Origin of the sequence: Streptomyces kronopolitis, from assembly GCF_050953795.1 — a bacterium.
Taxonomy (GTDB): domain Bacteria; phylum Actinomycetota; class Actinomycetes; order Streptomycetales; family Streptomycetaceae; genus Streptomyces; species Streptomyces kronopolitis_A.
In genome coordinates this window covers 1,033,374-1,049,472 of record NZ_CP191850.1, presented here as the reverse complement: position 1 = coordinate 1,049,472, position 16,099 = coordinate 1,033,374, and the positions used below count along the sequence as shown (strand labels likewise).

Here is a 16,099-nt window from a genome sequence, read left to right as displayed (position 1 = left end):
CATGACCGTCCCGCGACGACGCGGACCCACCGCCCCGCGCGGGACGGTCGCGGCCGCCCCGCCCGACCCCTCCGCCCGCCGCGTGGGGCCGGACTTCCGGCGTGATCGCCTCACTGCTTTGGGGTACACCAGCCTGGCGGCCTACGCCTACTGCCTGTACGCCCTCGCCCCTTTCCTCACCCTCCTCCGGCGTGACCTGGGCTTCAGCTACCTGGTCATGAGCCTGCACTCCACCACGTTCGCCGCCGGCAGCGTGCTGTCCGGGCTCTTCTTCACGCAGGCCCTGCGCCGCCTCGGCCGGCACCGGCTGTTCTGGCTGTCCGTGCTCGGCACCGCGTGCGGCGCCGTGCTGCTCGCCGTCGGCAGCACCGTCGCGTTCACCCTCGCCGCCACGGCCCTGCTGGGCGTCACCGGACCCATGCTCCAGACGTCCAGCCTGGCGCTGCTCTCGGTCCACCATTCCGCGCACCGCGACCGGGCGCTGGTGGAGGCGAACGCGGCCGCGAGCCTGGCCGCGGTGCTCGCGCCCGCCCTGATCGGTTCGCTGGGCGGCACGGACGCCGGCTGGCGCGCGGGCCTGACGCTGCCGGTCGCGGCCTTCGCCGTCCTCTTCCTTCTGGGCCGGGGCAGGCCCCTGCCCGATGGGGGCCCCGCCGCGGGCGTCGTGCGCCCGGGCCGTCTGCCCGGCCGCTTCTGGCTGCGTTCCGCCGCTCTGGGGGCCGCGGCGGGGATCGAGTTCGGGACGGTCTTCTACGGGGCGCCCCTGCTGGTGAGCCGTCTGGGGCTGGGCATCGGCCATGCGGCCACCCTCATGACGCTCTTCGCCGTGGGCATCCTGACCGGGCGTACGGCGGGCAGCCGGCTGGTGGCCGACCAGGGCAAGGCGCCCCGGTTGCTGACCGGTTCCCTCCTGCTCGCCGCGGCGGGACTGGGACTCCTGTGGTCCTCGCACACGCTGGTGCTGTCCTGTGGCGCGCTGCTGGTCGCGGGAGCGGGGGTGGCCAACCTCTTCCCGCTCAGCTTCTCGCACGCCATCGCCGCCGCGCCGGACCGCTCCGACCTCGCCGCCGCCCGCAACCAACTCGTGGTGAACTCCGCGATCATGGCCGCGCCGCTGGCACTGGGGGCACTGTCCGACCGGGTCGGTGTGTCGACCGCGTTCGCCGTACAGGCGGTGCTGATCGTGGCCGCACTGCTCCTGGTCACCGTGGACGGACGGGGCACGCCGGGAGAGCCGGGCACGCCGCGAGAGTCGGGCGGGGAGCCGGGCCGCGAGGCGCTTGCGGCGGACGGGGGCGGGGGCTGAGCTGCGGGTGCCCGGCCGCGGAGGGCACCCGCCCCGCCCCCGTCGTGCACGCGGCCGCCCTGCCCCGCCCCCACCCCTACGTCGCGGACTCCGGATCAGCCGCGATGGCGATGGCGGCCGCGTCGTCGCCCAGGGTGCCGCCGGCGTGGCGGAGCAGGTCGTGGCGGAGCCGGCGTATCAGGGCCGTGGGGTCGGTCTCGTTCCAGGACGTGAGGCGGTCGAGCAGCGGATAGAACGTGCCGGTGTGATCGCGCGCCTCGATGACCCCGTCGGTGTGGAGCAGCAGCAGGTCGCCGGGCGAGAAGCCGAATCTCTCCACCCGGAAGTCGCTCTCTTCGGCGGCGCTCAGGCCCAGCGGGAGGGCGGGCTCGGCGACCTCCAGCGGCTCGACGGTGCCGTCGCGGAGCCGCAGGGGCGGCGGGTGCCCGCAGTTCACCATCTCGATGAACGGGCCGTCGGTGTGGACGTCGACGATCACGGCGGTGACGAAGGACTCCGCGGTGTCGGGATCGGCGCCGTCGAGGTGGGTCGCGTTCCAGTACACGGAGTTGCCCAGATGCTCCACGATGCCGGGCAGCAGGAGGTTGCGATAGGCGGACCCGCGGAAGGCACCGACCAGCACCGTGGCCTCACCGACGGCGGACAGTCCCTTGCCGCGGACATCACCGACGACCAGCCGGATCGCGCCCGGCGCGGGCACCGCCGCATACAGGTCACCGCCGATCTGCGCCTCGGCCTCCGCCGCCAGATACATGGACGCGATCCGCAGCGGTCCGGCCCGGTGCGGCAGCGGCCGCAGCAGCACCTCCTGCGCCGCGGCGGACACCGACCGTATCTGGTGCAGCTGCCGCTCGCGCCGGTCGCGGAGATGGCGGAAGAGCGTGACGATGATGGAGATCACGATGAGGGCGGCGATCTGGGCCTGATGGTTGGGGGTCAGCAGACCGCCGTGCAGCTGGCCGATGAGGACCTGGGCCCCCACCGCCAGGACGCCTACCGCGCCGGTGACGCCGGGACCGGCGAACGACGCGGTGATCGCGGGCGCCGCCACCAGGAATGGTCCCAGGTGGATGGTCTCCGGGATGTCGATGTCGATCACGGTGATCACCGCGATGAGCACGAGCGGGAGGGCGATCAGCCCACGGCCCAGCCGCCAGGGTCCGCCGGGAGAGGTGACAGCGCGCCGGACGCTCATATCTCTTCCTTACACCTGTCCCGCCCCGTGCGCCCGGCAGACCCGGTCGGCCGGGCGACGCAGGGTGACCGCCCGGGAGCGGCGGGGTGACGGCGGTTTGATCGCCGGGGCGCCCGCTCGGCCGCGGCCGTCAACCGCCATACTGCCTGCGATCTTTCTCCCCGCTCCGAAGGGAACACCGCGACGTGTCCTCCTCCGCCCCCTCCCTCCCCCTCACCCGCACCGGCGTCGTCATCGTCGGCGCGGGCCCGGCCGGGCTCACCGTGGCGAACCTGCTGCGCGCCGCCGGGGTCGACTGCGTGGTGCTGGAGGCGGAGAGCCGGGAGTTCATCGAGCAGCGGCCGCGGGCGGGATTCATGGAGGAGTGGGTGGTGCGCGCGCTGGCCCGGCACGGGCTGGCCGACCGGCTCCTCGAACGGGCCGAGACCCAGGGCGAGTTCGAGTTCCGCTTCGACGGGGAGCGGCACACCGTGCGGACGGCGGAGCTGTCGGGGCGGCGTCACTTCGTCTATCCGCAGCCGCTGTTGGTCACCGATCTGCTCGCCTCCTACGCCGACACGGCGGGCGGCGAGGTGCGCTTCGGAGTACGGGACGTGCGGCTGCACGACATCGAGGGCGACCGGCCCGCGGTGTCCTACACCGACCCGGCGACCGGCGAGCGGCACCGGATCGCGTGCGACTTCATCGCGGGCTGCGACGGCGCGCGCGGGGTCACCCGGGCGTCCATACCCGACGGCCGCACGGTCCTCACGCGCTACGACCACGGTGTCGCCTGGCTCGCCCTCCTCGCCGAGGCGCCGCCGTCCGCGGACGGCGTGATCTTCGGCATCCACGAGCGCGGGCTGGGCGCCCACATGGCCCGCAGCCCCGAGGTCACCCGCTACTACCTCCAGGTCCCGCCCGGCGACGACGCCGGCAACTGGCCGCACGCCCGGGTGTGGGACGAGCTGCGCACCCGGCTCGCCGCCGAGGGCGCCCCGCCGGTCGCCGAAGGGCCGCTGCTCGAAAAGGTGGTCCTGGACATGCACAACTACGTGGTGGAGCCCATGGTCCACGGCCGTCTGCACCTGGCGGGCGACGCGGCGCACCTGGTCGCGCCGATCGCCGCGAAGGGCATGAACCTCGCGCTCCATGACGCCCTGCTGCTCGGTGACGCGCTGATCGCGCACTACCGGGGCGACGACAGCGCTCTCGCCGGATACTCCCAGGCGTGTCTGCGGCGGGCCTGGCAGTACCTGGAGTTCTCTCAGTGGCTGTCGGAGGTGCTGCACGGCGCCTCGTCCGGCGACCGCTTCCGGGCGGGTACGGCGACGGCGCGGCTGCGGCGGCTGCTGGGTTCCGAGTCTGCGGGAAAGGCGTTCGCCGGGCTCTACTTGGGGGAGGACGCCGACCTGTGAGACCGCCGCGCGCACCCGTCCGAGCAGGGACTTCGTGGGCTGATTCACACCTCGGGGTGGGGTGAGCCGCGCGGCTGCGGGTACGCGGCCTCGTGATCGCCGGGCGAGATACCGTTGTGAAGTGGTAGAAATTCGGCGAAACCTATCGCTGGGACTCCGAGGAAGGGGACGACATGTCATCGAAGCGCCGTCGTAAGAAGAAGGCCCGCCGCAAGAACGGTGCCAACCACGGCAAGCGGCCGCAGTCCTGAAGCCGGGACGGTGACCGGCCCCCGCCGAGGGGGCGCCCGTGGGCTCCTGGTGTCCGTGTCGCAGCGGAGACCGGGAGCCCACCGTCGTGTCAGCGGGCGCGCGGCCGCGCCGCCGGACCCGCTCCCACGCCCTCGCGAGCGGGGACCGGGCGGCAACTGACCTGCCGGAGAGCGAAGAACACCTCATGCCGGACAGCCTTCCGCGTCCCGGCCGCACTGGCCTCCGGGACCTCCCCGGCCCTTCCCCGATCCGCCCCTGAGCCGACCCCGAGACGCCCCCTCGGGTCCTCCCACCGCCCGTGCCGCAGGCCCGTAGCGCGCCCGCTGCCGTGCCTCCGGCCCGCGCGGCGCCCGAGTGGAGGGAGCCGCCGCAGCGGTTTAACGTGAAAGGAGTTGTCCCCGGAGAGGGGCTGTTGCCATGTCACGCGACCGGTGGGAAACCGCCGCCGGCGGACGGCTGTCGCGGTTTCTCGACAGCCCCGTCATCGGTATGTCGCCCTGGATCGCGATGTCCGTCCTCGTCGGACCGGGGCGCTTCGAGCTGGCGGTCGGGATCGCCCTCGCGCTGGCCGTCGTGATCGTCATCATCGGCCGGGTCCGCGCACCCGGCTCGTCGTTCAAGATCCTCGAAGTGGCCGATGTGGTCTTCTTCGCGGTGATGGCCGTCATCGGTCTTTTCGCCTCCGCCGGCACCCATCGCTGGCTGGAGAACTATTCCGGGGAAATCTCGAATATCGCGCTGCTGGCCATCGCCCTCGGCTCCATGGCGGTCCGGGTGCCGTTCACCCTCCAGTACGCGCGGGAGCAAGTACCCCGTGAACGCTGGGACGATCCGGCATTCCTGCGCACCAACTACTACATCACCGGTGCATGGGGCGCCGCATTCGGAGTCGCGGCGATATCGGGCGCCATCGGCGACCTGGTGCTGCACAATTCCCAAAACCTGTGGACGGGCTGGGTCATCCAGATCGCGGCCATTATCCTCGCGCTGCAGTTCACCCAGTGGTACCCGGAGGTCATACGGGCCCGCGGGCGGCGCGAACACCATGTCCCCGGCCCACCGGAGCCCCCGGTGAGCAGCATGTTCATCCCGCTGGCCGGCTATCTGATCCCGGTGGGCATCGTGGTGCTCGTCGCTGGCGGCGGGCCGACCTGGCTGGGTGTGGCGCTGATCGTGGTGGGGGTGCTGCTCACCAAATCCCTGCGCCGTACTCCGGAGGACGGGGCCGGGGCCGACGCGGAAAGCGGCACGGCGGGCCGGGAGACGGAGGCGCCGGGTAACGCGGACCGGGGCGGCGGATCCCATCGCCCGTGACCTAGAATCGCCGAATGATCTTCATCGTCGTCAAGTTCCCCGTAAAGCCCGAGTACGCCGACGAGTGGCCGCAGCACGTCGAATCCTTCACCAGCGCCACCCGCGCCGAGCCCGGCAACCTGTGGTTCGAATGGTCCCGCAGCATTGCCGACCCCAACACCTATGTCCTGGTCGAGGCATTCCAGGACGACGCGGCCGAAGCGCACGTCAATTCCGACCACTTCCGCGCCGGAATCGAGCGGATGCGCCCGCTGCTGCGCCACACGCCCGACATCGTCAGCACCACCATCGAGGGCGCGGACGGCTGGAGCAAGATGGGCGAACTCGACCTCGGCTGAGGGCGCTACGCCCCTTTCACCAGGTGGCGCAGGAACCACTCCCGCGCCAGCTCGGCGACCTGCTGGAGGGCACCGGGCTCCTCGAAGAGATGGGTGGCGCCGGGGACGATCTCCAGCCGGTTCTCGCAGCGCAGCGCCGCCTGCGCCGCGCGGTTGAGATCGATGACCAGGGTGTCGTCGCCGCCCACGATCAGCAGCGTCGGCGCCCGGACACCGGACAGCCCCGGCCCGGCGAGGTCGGGACGCCCGCCCCGGGAGACCACCGCGCCGATGTCCGCCCCGGGGCCGGCGGCGGCCCGCAGCGCCGCCGCGGCTCCGGTGCTCGCCCCGAAATAGCCGACCGGGCCGGCGGTGCGGCCCCGCAGCCAGCCGGTGGCCTCCGTCAGCCGCCCGGCGAGGGTTTCGATGTCGAAGACCTTCGCCCGGTTGCCCTCCTCGGCCGGGGTGAGCAGGTCGAACAGCAGCGTGCCCAGGCCCGCCTCCTGGAGCGCCGCGGCGACCAGCCGGTTGCGCGGGCTGTGGCGGCTGCTGCCCGAGCCGTGGGCGAACATCACCACCGCCCCGGCGCCCGCCGGCACCGTCAGGTCACCGGTCAGACGCACCCCGCAGGCCTCGATCGCCACCTCCTGCGCCACGTCCCCGCCGTTTTGCGGCCCGTCCGCCGCCCCGGGACCGTCCGCGGCCCGCGCCAGCAGCGAGACGACCTCGTCGTCCGGGGTCTGGGAGAAGTCCCGGTACCACTCGCCGACGGCGGAGAAGCCGAACGGGGTGGACACGCACACGAATTCATCGAGGGCGGCGCGCAGCCGCTCGGCCGCGTCCGGCGGCGCCACGGGCACCGCCAGCACCACGCGGGCCGCGCCCTGGGCCCGCACCACCTCACAGGCGGCCGCCGCGGTGGCGCCGGTGGCCACCCCGTCGTCCACCACGACCGCCGTGCGGCCCTCCAGAGGAAGCCGCTGCCGCCCGGCCCGGAATCGCTCCGCCTGCCGGGCGAGTTCCGCCGCCTCGGCGTGTTCCACGGAGGCCAGATCCGAGGCGTCGAGGCGGCCGCGGCGGACGATGTCGTCGCTGATCACCCGCACGCCCCCCTCGCCGATGGCACCGAAGGCCAGCTCCGGCTGGTAGGGCACGCCGAGCTTGCGCACCACGATCACATCGAGCGGCGCGTGGAGTGCCCGCGCCACCTGGAAGGCCACCGGGACCCCGCCCCGGGGCAGGCCCAGCACGACGGGATCTTCCCCCGCCAGATGCCGCAGCGCCTCGGCGAGGCGGCGGCCGGCGTCCGCGCGGTCGGTGAACAGCACGTGTGCACCCCCTACCCAGGGGAGACGGAAGCTGCGTCCACACCTCACTTCGAAGTAACCCCATCCGAGGGGGCCGCGCAAGTCGGGCCGGTGGTGCCCCGCGGCCGCGGCCGGACCTGGCTACCGTCGGCGTATGGAAGGAATCGGAGCGGCCCTGATCGACATCGACGGCGTGCTCACCGTCTCCTGGAAGGCGCTGCCCGGCGCGGTCGAGGCGATGGAACGCCTGCGCGCCGCGGGACTGCCGCTGCTGCTGGTCACCAACACCACCTCCCGCACCCGCGCGGCGGTCGCCGGACGCCTGGCCCGGGAGGGATTCCCGGTGGGCGCCGACGACATCCTGACCGCGCCCACGGCGACGGCCGCCTATCTGCGCGCGCACCATCCCGACGCCCGGTGCCTGCTGATCAGCAGCGGTGAGATCGCCGCGGACCTGGCGGGGGTGCGGCTCGTCGGGGAGGAGGCGGAAGCCGCGGGCCGGTCGGCGCCGGAGGTGATCGTGCTCGGCGGTGCGGGCCCGGAATTCGGTTATCCGGCGCTCAACCGGGCCTTCCGGCACCTCCAGCGGGGCGCCCGGCTGGTCGCGATGCACCGCAATCTGTACTGGCGCACGGCGGACGGCTTCGCCCTCGACACCGGAGCCTTTCTGCCGGGGCTGGAGCAGGCCGCCGGGGTGACGGCGACGGTCACCGGCAAGCCGTCACCCGCGTTCTTCGACACCGCGCTGGCGCACCTCGGTGTCCCCGCGTCGCAGGCGCTGATGATCGGGGACGACATCGAGTCCGATGTGCTGGCGGCCCAGCGCCGCCGGATCACCGGCGTGCTCGTGAAGACCGGAAAGTACCTGCCGCAGGCGCACCGGGCGGCCGACGGCACACCGGACCGGGTGCTCGACTCCTTCGCCGATCTGCCCGGCCTGCTCGGGATCTAGGTCTGTCGCCCGGCGCGCCGACCCTGCCCGCGCGCCGGCCCGTTGCACCAAGCGCCTGTCAACTCCCGGCCGGATCACGGTGGTCAGGTGGCCGCGATGTCCCGGGCGCGCCCGTAGTGGAGGAGGACGACGCCGTTGCCGAAGGCGCGGGTCTCGATGAGGCGCAGGTCGGCCTTGGTGTCCGAAGGGGGGAACAGGGGTGTGCCGCGGCCGATGAGGACCGGGTGGACGTAGACGCGGTACTCGTCGATCAGATCGAGGCGGCGGAAGGTCCCGGCGAGGTCGGCGCCGCCCAGCGCCAGGTCGCCGCCCTCCTGCGCGGTGAGCGCCCGGATCTCCTCGGGGACGACCTCGTGCATGACGGTGGTGTTCCAGTCGGCCCGCTCCAGGGTGCGGGAGAACACGATCTTGGGCATGTCCCGCCAGATCCCGGCAAACTCCGCCATGGGCCCCGTGACTGACGGATCGGCATCCGCGGTCGGCCAGAATCCGGCCATCAGTTCATGGGTGACCCGCCCGCTGAGGAAGGCGCCCATCGTCCGGAGCTGTCCGTTGAAGTAGCGGTGCAGCTCGTCGTCGACCCGATGCCAGCCGATGTCGCGGTGCGGCCCCTCGACGTAGCCGTCGAGGGACACCGACATGGTCAGGATGATCTTCCTCATCGCGTTCCTCGCCGACCTCGTCAGGGCCGGGAGCACCGGCCGGGGGCACCAGTGTGCCCGGCACGGCGGCGCCGGGGCAGCAGCCACGCACCGCGCGCCGTTCAGGGAGCGGTGCCGAGCAGCGCCGCGATCTCCCCGGCGCTCCAGTGCCCCGCGGCTCCCGGGCAGCCGGCGAGGTACCGGGCGGTCCGGTGCACGCTCCACCCGTGGGCGGCGACGATCCCGGCCCCGATGTGCCGCAGATAGGCGGCCGACGGAGCGTTCGGGGTGATGTCCTCGCGGTGCCACGGAGCCGTGAAGGTCAGGACCGGAGCGCCGTCCAGCAGCCCGGCGCACACCAGGGTCTCGTACCGGCCGGGACCGATCCGGTCCCGCCCATGGGTGAGGACCCGCGTCAGATCGAGATCCTCGCCGGGCTCCCGGTCCATCTCCTGCGCCACGAGGTCGGAGTACTGGCCGGTGGTCAGCAGATAGGCGTGAGCGGGGAGTTCGGGCGGGTCCGGGGCGGCCGGCGCGGCGGCATCGTAGAAGGCCCGGCCGCCGGTCCACACCTGCGACTCGGTGGCGAAGTACAGCAGCCCGGGCAGCATGACCGCCGCCGTACGGGCCGGCGGGCGGGGGTCCCGGCAGCCGGGGTAGGTGCGCAGCGCGCCGGCCGGGCGCCCGCCGGCCAGATAGGCGGTCAGCCGCTCCCGGTGCATGTTGGAGCCGTACGCCGCGTACCACAGGCGGCGCACGGGCGTGCGGCGGCGGACGGCTTCGGGGGAACCGCGGAGGGGTTCGAGGCGTCGGGGCCTGATCACGTCCCCACGCTACGCGGGGAGCCCGTGGCTTGATCGTTTCCGTCCCGGGTTTTGCCGCGGGCGGTCTGGAGATGCGCTCTGCACGGGCAGGACCTGTCCGAACGACAGCCGGCGCCGGCCATCGGCCGGAACCGCCGGGGGACGGAGGCAGTGTGACGGACGAGGTGTCAGGCCGAAGCGGCTCGGGGATACCCGGGGCCCGGGTGGCCGGCGGCCGCTCCGCCCGGTCCGTGCCGTCGCCGGACGCGAGCCGGCGACGGATGCTCGCGGTCACCGCGGCGGTCGGGCTCGGCGTGCTCACCGGGTGCGGAGGCGCTCCCTCCGGAGGAGGGTCGGCGCCCAAGGCGCCACCGCCGGACGGTTCGCCCTCCACCGGCACGTCCGGCGGTTCCCCTTCGCCCGGGAGCGGCGCCTCCGGCCCGTCCGGCTCCGCGACCTCCCGCCCGGCCCGTTCGCGCAAACGGAGCCGTTCCGAACTCCCGCGCGGTGGGCGGGAGTTGTTTCCGCACTACCGCCTGGTCGGGTTCTGCGGGCTGCCCGGTGCCGCGGCGCTCGGCCGGCTCGGGACCGGCACCCCGGCGCGGCGGGCCGCCGAGGTGGAGAAGGTGGCGCACCGCTACGCCGCGGGGCGCGAGCCGCTGCCCGTCCTCGAACTCCTGGCCACCGTCGCGAACGCCTCGGCCGGCCCGGACGGCACCTACCGCTCGCGGACGCCCGCCGCCACCATCCGGCGCTTCCACGACGTGGCGCGCGACCGGCGGGCCATGCTGCTGCTCAACATCCAGCCGGGCCGCGCCCCGGTGCTCGACGAGGTCAAGGCGCTGCGCGAGTGGCTGCTCCACCCCGACGTGGGCATCGCGCTCGACCCGGAGTGGGAGATGGACCGCGGCCAGGTGCCCGGTGACACCTACGGGCGGACCAGCGGCCAGGAGCTGACCCGGGTGGCCCGCTATCTGTCCGGGCTGGTCGAGGCGCACGATCTGCCGCAGAAGCCGCTGGTCTTCCACCAGGTCGCCCCGTCCGTCGTGCAGGAGCAGTCCGCGCTGCGGCCGCAGCCCGGCGTGGCGCTGATCAAGAGCGCCGACGGCATCGGCTCACCGAGCTTGAAGCGCGGGACCTGGCAGCGGCTCGTCCGTGACCTGCCCGACGGGCTCCACACCGGCTTCAAGCTCTTCTACGAGGAGGACGCCGAGGGCAGCCGGCTGATGACGCCGAAGGAGGTGCTGGCGCTCAAGCCGCAGCCGGAGTACGTGATGTACGAGTGAGGCCGGCCGCCGCACGGACCGCCTCCGGCGCCCTCGCCGCCCGTGCGGGCCGCGGTCCCATGGCGAACGCCGGGCCCCACGTCCGTCGGGGCCCGGCGCCCGCCGGTGATGAGGGGACGTCAGTAGGCGTGCTGAAGCCTCCGGTTGTTCCACGCCGAGTAGGCCTTGGCGCCCATCTCGGGGTAGATCTGCTGGATCTTGATCCGGCGCTCGGAGAGCGGCCGCTCGAAGTCCTCGTACTGGAACGAGTCATCGAAGCCGATCTTGGCGGTGTCGGTCAGGTCGCAGCTGTAGTACACCGCGTCCATCCGCGCCCAGTAGATGGCGCTCATGCACATCGGGCAGGGGGCGCCGCTGATGTAGATCTCGTGACCCTGGAGCATCCGGGCGCGCTCCGGGAGCGGGTCCGGTGACCCCTCGGGGCGGGCTACGTACCCCAACGTGCTCTCGTTCTGGCGCTCCACGGAGATGCTCGGCGCGTCCGGGTTGAGGACCTGCACGGCCTTCCGGATCGCTTCGACTTCGGCGTGGGCGGTCGGGTCGCCGGTCAGCAGAACGTGGTTCTGCCCGCGGGCGACGATGGTGCCGTTGCGGGCGATGACCGCGCCGAACGGGCCGCCCCAGCCGTTGTCCACGGATTCCGTGGCGAGCCGGACGGCTTCTGCGAGGAGTTCTTTCTGTTCCATTACGGGGTCTCCGATCGGCATCGATTCCTCTGCGGAACGGTAGGGCTATATGCTCCATTTGCCCTATAAATCCCTTGTGCACTAGGCTACTCAAGGTGAGCTCCCGTGCAAGCCGTGCTTCAGCGGCCGAGAATGCCACCGTCGTGACCTCGCAAAAGGTGCGCGAGGGGCGGACGGATGACTACCAGCGGTGGCAGGACAAGGCGAACCGGGCGGCCCGTGAATTCGAGGGATTCGTGGGCGCCGAGGTATATCCGCCGGGCGCCGGCGAGGAAAATGAATGGGTCACTGTATTCCGGTTCTCCGGAATGGACCACCTGACCGCCTGGCTGGATTCGAGCCGGCGGCAGGAATTGCTGCACGAGGCGGCCGGACTCTTCGAAGGGCCTCCGCAGCAGGAGGTGCTCCAGGGCGGTACCACCCCCGCCCAGCAGGCTCCGGAGGCGGTCACGGCCGTCATCTCGCACGAGGTGCGGCCCGGACACGAGCAGGCCTTCCTCGACTGGCAGGAGCGCACGCTCCACGAGCAGGAGAAGGCGCCCGGCTTCATGGGCTCCGAGCTGTTCAAGCCGGTGCGGGGCGTACAGGAACACTGGGTGGTCGTCTTCCGCTTCGACTCCCGCGCACACCTCGACGAGTGGCTGGAGTCCGACGCCCGCAAGGCCCTGCTGGCGGAGGGCAGCTCCCACTTCACCTCCTACGACGTCCGCAAGGTCGGCTCGTCGTTCAGCGGGTGGTTCCAGTTCGACCACGGCCGGAGCGGGAGCGCGCCGCCCAACTGGAAGCAGGCGATGTCCGTCGTCCTGGCGCTCTATCCGACGGTGATGGTGCTCAACCTGACCGTGGGCATCGCGCTCCAGAAGCTCACCATCCGCGAGTACATCGGCCTGTTCCTGTCCAACGTGCTGAGCGTCAGCGCGCTGACCTGGCTGCTGATGCCGCTGGTGAACAAGGCGCTCGCCTTCTGGCTGGTGCCGGGCCGCTGCACCAGCCGCCGCATCCAGCTGCTGGGCATCGGGGTGGTCGTGCTCGGCTATCTGGTGTCCATCGGCATCTTCGGCCTGATCACCCAGCAGATCTGGTGAGGAGGCCGGGATGTGTCCAGGGGAGCCGGAGCCTGACGAGGTCGAGGGTGCGCTGATCCGGCGGGGCGACGCCGGCTATGAGACCGCCCGCTCCCGCGCGGTGTGGAACGCGCGGCTGCCCGGGCGGTTCCCCGAGGTCGTCGTGCGGGCCGCGTCGGAGGCCGACGTGGCCCACGCCGTGCGCCACGCCCGCGCGCACGGGCTGCGGGTGGCCCTGCGGTCCGGCGGACACAACTGGTCCGGCTCGGCGCTGCGCGACGACAGTCTGCTGCTCGATCTCTCCGGGCTGCGGGAGCTCCGGCTGACCCCCTCGACCGGTACCGCCACGGTCGAACCCGCCGCCACCGGCCAGGAACTGGTCGCCGCCCTCACCCCGCAGGACCTGGCCTTTCCCGTCGGCCACTGCCCCAGCGTGGCGGTCGGCGGGTTTCTGCTCAGTGGCGGCCTCGGCTGGAACTCCCGCGCCTGGGGGGCGTCCTGCGCGGACGTGGTGGAGATCCGGGCGGTGACCGCCGACGGCCGGACGGTCACCTGCAGCGAGCGCGAGCACCCGGATCTCTTCTGGGCCGCGCGGGGCGCCGGGCCGGGATTCTGCGCGGTCGTCACCCGCTTCCGCCTCGCCCTGCACCCCCACCCCGCCTCGATCATGACGACCAACCTGACCTTCCCCATGGCGGAACTCGACGGGGTGACCGCGTGGACGGAGCAGGTCGCGCGCGGACTCCCGCCGTACGTGGAGGTGGCGTTCGTCCTCCAGCCCGCCCCGCCGGACGCCGACGGCACACCCGAGCTGCGGCTCACCGTCGGTGCCACCGCGTTCGCGGCCACGCAGCGGGAGGCGCTGCGGGCGCTGGAACCCTTCGACGACTGCCCCTTCGGCACGCTCACCCGGCAGCCGCCCGTGCCGACCTCCTTCGCCACCCTGCACGAGGGCGCGGCCGTCCTGTGGCCACCGCTGCACCGGTACGCGGCGGACACCCTGTGGTCCGACGAGAGCTACGCGACGCAACTGGCCCGGATCGCCGACGTGGTGGCCCGAGCGCCGTCCGGCAAGTCGCTGGTGCTCTCGCCCGTGCGGCCGGTCTCCACGGAGCCCGCCCTGCTGCGGAACATGGCCTTCGCCCCGCTCGGCACGTCCTACCTGGTCCCCTACGCGGTCTGGGAGGACCCGGAGGCGGACCCGGCCAACGAGCAGTGGCTGCGGGACGTCATGGCCGCCGCCGACCCGCACGGCGAGGGCCGCCACTACATCGCCGAGACGGACCTGGAGGCCGGCGCGGACCGGCCCCGGCGCTCGTACACCCCTGCCGCCTGGGACCGTCTCCAGGAGATCAAGGCGCAGTGGGACCCGGACAACGTCTTCCACTCCTACCTCGCCCCCTGACCGGAAACCGGCCGGCCCGGACCGGCCGGGAAGCGGGAACGGCGCCGCGGGGGCACCATGGGCCTATGCTGCTGGCCGGCCTCGCCCAGGTGTCGGCGGACGTCGCCGCGACCTCGGCGCGTTCGCGGAAGATCGCCCTGCTGGCCGGACTGTTCCGGGCCGCGGCGCCGCAGGACGTCCCGGCGGTCATCGCCTACCTCGCCGGGCGGCTGCCCCAGGGACGGATCGGCATCGGCTGGAGCGTGCTGCGCGAGCCGGTCGCACCCGCGGGGCAGGCCACGCTGAGCATGCGCGACGTGGACACCGCGCTGACCGCGCTGGCGGAGGTCTCCGGTGCCGGGGCACAGGCGGAGCGGCGGCGCCGCGTCCGGGCCCTGCTGGCCGCGGCGACCGGGCAGGAGCAGCGGTTCCTGGTCGGCCTGCTGACCGGTGAGGTGCGCCAGGGCGCGCTGGACGCCCTCGCGGCCGAGGGGCTCGCCGCCGCCACCGAGGTGCCCGCGGCGGACGTCCGGCGGGCCGTGATGCTGGCCGGGTCGCTGCCGGAGGTGGCCCGGGCGCTGCTCGCCGAGGGGCCCGGGGCGCTCGCGTGCTTCCGGCTCACCGTCGGCCGCCCCGTCGGGCCGATGCTGGCGCACAGCGCCAAGACCGTGGCCGAGGCCGTCGACAAGCTCGGCCCCTGCGCGGTGGAGGAGAAGCTCGACGGCATCCGCGTACAGGTGCACCGCGACGGGAGCGAGGTACGGATCCACACCCGCACCCTGGACGAGGTCACCGACCGCCTCCCCGAGGTCACCGCCCTGGCACGGGAGTTGCCGGCCGGCAGGTTCATCCTCGACGGCGAGGTGATCGCCCTGGACGGCGCGGGCCGGCCGGTGCCCTTCCAGCGGGTCGCGGGCCGGTTCGGGTCCCGGGTGGACGTCTCCGCAGCGCAGGCCGCGCTGCCGCTGTCCCCGGTCTTCTTCGACGTGCTCGCGGTCGACGGCCGTGACCTGCTCGAACTGCCCGCCGACCGGCGGCACGCGGAGCTGGCCCGCCTGGTGCCCGAACCCCTGCGGGTGCGCCGCCGGGTGGTCGCGGACCCCTCCGACGCCGCGGCCCGCGCGGCCGCCGAGGACTTCTGGGCCGAGACCCTGCGCCGGGGCCACGAGGGTGTCGTGGTCAAGGCGCTGGACGCCCCCTACAGCGCGGGCCGCCGGGGCGCCGCCTGGCTCAAGGTGAAGCCCGTGCACACCCTCGACCTGGTGGTGCTGGCCGCGGAGTGGGGACACGGCCGGCGCACCGGCAAGCTGTCCAACCTCCACCTCGGGGCGCGCGCGGCGGACGGCGGATTCGTCATGCTGGGCAAGACCTTCAAGGGGCTGACCGACGCCACCCTCCGCTGGCAGACCGAGCGGCTGGGGGAGCTGGCGGTGGCGGACGACGGCCAGGTGGTGACGGTGCGTCCGGAACTCGTCGTCGAGATCGCCTACGACGGGCTGCAGACCTCCACGCGCTACCCGGCCGGCGTGACCCTGCGCTTCGCACGGGTGCTGCGCTACCGGGAGGACAAGACCGCGGCCGAGGCGGACACCGTCGAGACGGTGCGGGCCGCGCACGACGACGGGGAACGATAGCGGCCGTGGCGGGAAGAGCGGGGAAGCGCAGTGCCGGGCTGTTGCTGTACCGGCGGTCGGCGGCCGGAGTCGAGGTGCTCCTGGGGCACATGGGCGGTCCGTTGTGGGAGCGGCGGGACGCGCGGGCGTGGTCCGTGCCCAAGGGCGAGTACCTGCCGCCGGAGGAGGCGTGGGACGCCGCCCGGCGGGAGTTCACCGAGGAGCTGGGGCTGCCGCCGCCCGCCGGTCCCTACCGCCCCCTGGGGGACGTGCGCCAGGCGAGCGGCAAGGTGGTGACCGTCTGGGCCGTCGAGGGCGATCTCGATCCGCGGCGGATCGTGCCCGGCACCTTCGAGATGGAGTGGCCGCGCGGGTCCGGGGTGACCGCCGCCTTCCCGGAGATCGACCGGGTGGCCTGGTACGCGCCGCACGAGGCTCGGGAGCGGCTGGTCGCGGGCCAGCAGGTGTTCCTGGACCGGCTGGCCGCGCAACTGGCCGACGAGGACCGGGCATCCGGCGGCCCGTAGCGGCCGTACGGTTGATCACCCGGCCGTACGGGACGGCCAGGACGGCCGCCCCCGG

General features: G+C 73.4%; 16 protein-coding genes. 11 read left to right on the top strand and 5 right to left on the bottom strand.

Annotated features, from left to right (window positions below; all coding sequences use genetic code 11):
- The first annotated feature begins 1 nt into the window (after nt 1).
- Entirely contained in the window at nt 2-1,306 is a 1,305-nt protein-coding gene (locus ACQP17_RS04230; protein ID WP_433854994.1) for an MFS transporter, read from the top strand.
- Nucleotides 1,307-1,382: 76 nt separating this feature from the next.
- Here the strand turns inward: ACQP17_RS04230 and ACQP17_RS04225 are convergent, their stop codons facing one another.
- The gene (locus ACQP17_RS04225) at nt 1,383-2,501 is read right to left on the bottom strand and encodes a PP2C family protein-serine/threonine phosphatase (protein ID WP_433854993.1); all 1,119 of its coding nucleotides are present in this window, start codon (nt 2,499-2,501) and stop codon (nt 1,383-1,385) included.
- Between the two features lie 185 nt (nt 2,502-2,686).
- Here ACQP17_RS04225 and ACQP17_RS04220 point away from each other — a divergent pair, with 185 nt between their 5' ends.
- The 4 genes from ACQP17_RS04220 (at nt 2,687) to ACQP17_RS04205 (ending at nt 5,802) form a co-directional block, all read left to right on the top strand.
- A complete protein-coding gene (locus ACQP17_RS04220; RefSeq protein ID WP_433854992.1) occupies nt 2,687-3,898 on the top strand; it encodes a 4-hydroxybenzoate 3-monooxygenase in 1,212 nt (403 codons plus the stop codon).
- 173 nt (nt 3,899-4,071) lie between these two features.
- Nucleotides 4,072-4,149: a 50S ribosomal protein bL37 gene (locus tag ACQP17_RS04215; RefSeq protein ID WP_370454205.1), complete on the top strand. Its 78-nt coding sequence runs from the start codon at nt 4,072-4,074 to the stop codon at nt 4,147-4,149.
- A 418-nt stretch (nt 4,150-4,567) separates the two neighbouring features.
- Nucleotides 4,568-5,464 carry a hypothetical protein gene (locus ACQP17_RS04210; protein WP_433854991.1) on the top strand — a complete coding sequence of 299 codons (897 nt, stop codon included), beginning with the start codon at nt 4,568-4,570 and terminating at the stop codon, nt 5,462-5,464.
- A gap of 14 nt (nt 5,465-5,478) precedes the next feature.
- Entirely contained in the window at nt 5,479-5,802 is a 324-nt protein-coding gene (locus tag ACQP17_RS04205) for a putative quinol monooxygenase (RefSeq protein ID WP_189096971.1), read from the top strand.
- Between the two features lie 5 nt (nt 5,803-5,807).
- Here ACQP17_RS04205 and ACQP17_RS04200 read toward each other — a convergent pair whose 3' ends face one another.
- A complete protein-coding gene (locus ACQP17_RS04200) occupies nt 5,808-7,109 on the bottom strand; it encodes a phosphoribosyltransferase family protein (RefSeq protein ID WP_433854990.1) in 1,302 nt (433 codons plus the stop codon).
- Nucleotides 7,110-7,242: 133 nt separating this feature from the next.
- On the opposite strand from ACQP17_RS04200, the gene ACQP17_RS04195 reads away from it, so the two are divergent.
- Complete coding sequence (locus ACQP17_RS04195) at nt 7,243-8,040, top strand: HAD-IIA family hydrolase (RefSeq protein ID WP_433854989.1); 798 nt, start codon at nt 7,243-7,245, stop codon at nt 8,038-8,040.
- A gap of 83 nt (nt 8,041-8,123) precedes the next feature.
- Here ACQP17_RS04195 and ACQP17_RS04190 read toward each other — a convergent pair whose 3' ends face one another.
- Both ACQP17_RS04190 and ACQP17_RS04185 read right to left on the bottom strand, forming a co-directional pair.
- Nucleotides 8,124-8,702: a dihydrofolate reductase family protein gene (locus ACQP17_RS04190; RefSeq protein WP_433854988.1), complete on the bottom strand. Its 579-nt coding sequence runs from the start codon at nt 8,700-8,702 to the stop codon at nt 8,124-8,126.
- A gap of 101 nt (nt 8,703-8,803) precedes the next feature.
- Entirely contained in the window at nt 8,804-9,505 is a 702-nt protein-coding gene (locus ACQP17_RS04185) for a histone deacetylase (protein WP_433854987.1), read from the bottom strand.
- Nucleotides 9,506-10,002: 497 nt separating this feature from the next.
- Here ACQP17_RS04185 and ACQP17_RS04180 point away from each other — a divergent pair, with 497 nt between their 5' ends.
- Nucleotides 10,003-10,770, top strand: coding sequence for a hypothetical protein (locus ACQP17_RS04180; protein ID WP_433854986.1), 768 nt, complete (start codon nt 10,003-10,005; stop codon nt 10,768-10,770).
- A 119-nt stretch (nt 10,771-10,889) separates the two neighbouring features.
- Here the strand turns inward: ACQP17_RS04180 and ACQP17_RS04175 are convergent, their stop codons facing one another.
- Nucleotides 10,890-11,456 carry a nucleoside deaminase gene (locus tag ACQP17_RS04175; protein WP_364876634.1) on the bottom strand — a complete coding sequence of 189 codons (567 nt, stop codon included), beginning with the start codon at nt 11,454-11,456 and terminating at the stop codon, nt 10,890-10,892.
- Between the two features lie 143 nt (nt 11,457-11,599).
- On the opposite strand from ACQP17_RS04175, the gene ACQP17_RS04170 reads away from it, so the two are divergent.
- The 4 genes from ACQP17_RS04170 (at nt 11,600) to ACQP17_RS04155 (ending at nt 16,044) form a co-directional block, all read left to right on the top strand.
- Nucleotides 11,600-12,541 carry an antibiotic biosynthesis monooxygenase gene (locus ACQP17_RS04170; RefSeq protein ID WP_433854985.1) on the top strand — a complete coding sequence of 314 codons (942 nt, stop codon included), beginning with the start codon at nt 11,600-11,602 and terminating at the stop codon, nt 12,539-12,541.
- Nucleotides 12,542-12,551: 10 nt separating this feature from the next.
- Nucleotides 12,552-13,925, top strand: coding sequence for an FAD-binding oxidoreductase (locus ACQP17_RS04165; protein WP_433854984.1), 1,374 nt, complete (start codon nt 12,552-12,554; stop codon nt 13,923-13,925).
- Between the two features lie 65 nt (nt 13,926-13,990).
- Complete coding sequence (locus tag ACQP17_RS04160) at nt 13,991-15,538, top strand: ATP-dependent DNA ligase (protein ID WP_433854983.1); 1,548 nt, start codon at nt 13,991-13,993, stop codon at nt 15,536-15,538.
- A 5-nt stretch (nt 15,539-15,543) separates the two neighbouring features.
- Nucleotides 15,544-16,044, top strand: coding sequence for an NUDIX domain-containing protein (locus tag ACQP17_RS04155; protein WP_433854982.1), 501 nt, complete (start codon nt 15,544-15,546; stop codon nt 16,042-16,044).
- Nucleotides 16,045-16,099 lie beyond the last annotated feature (55 nt).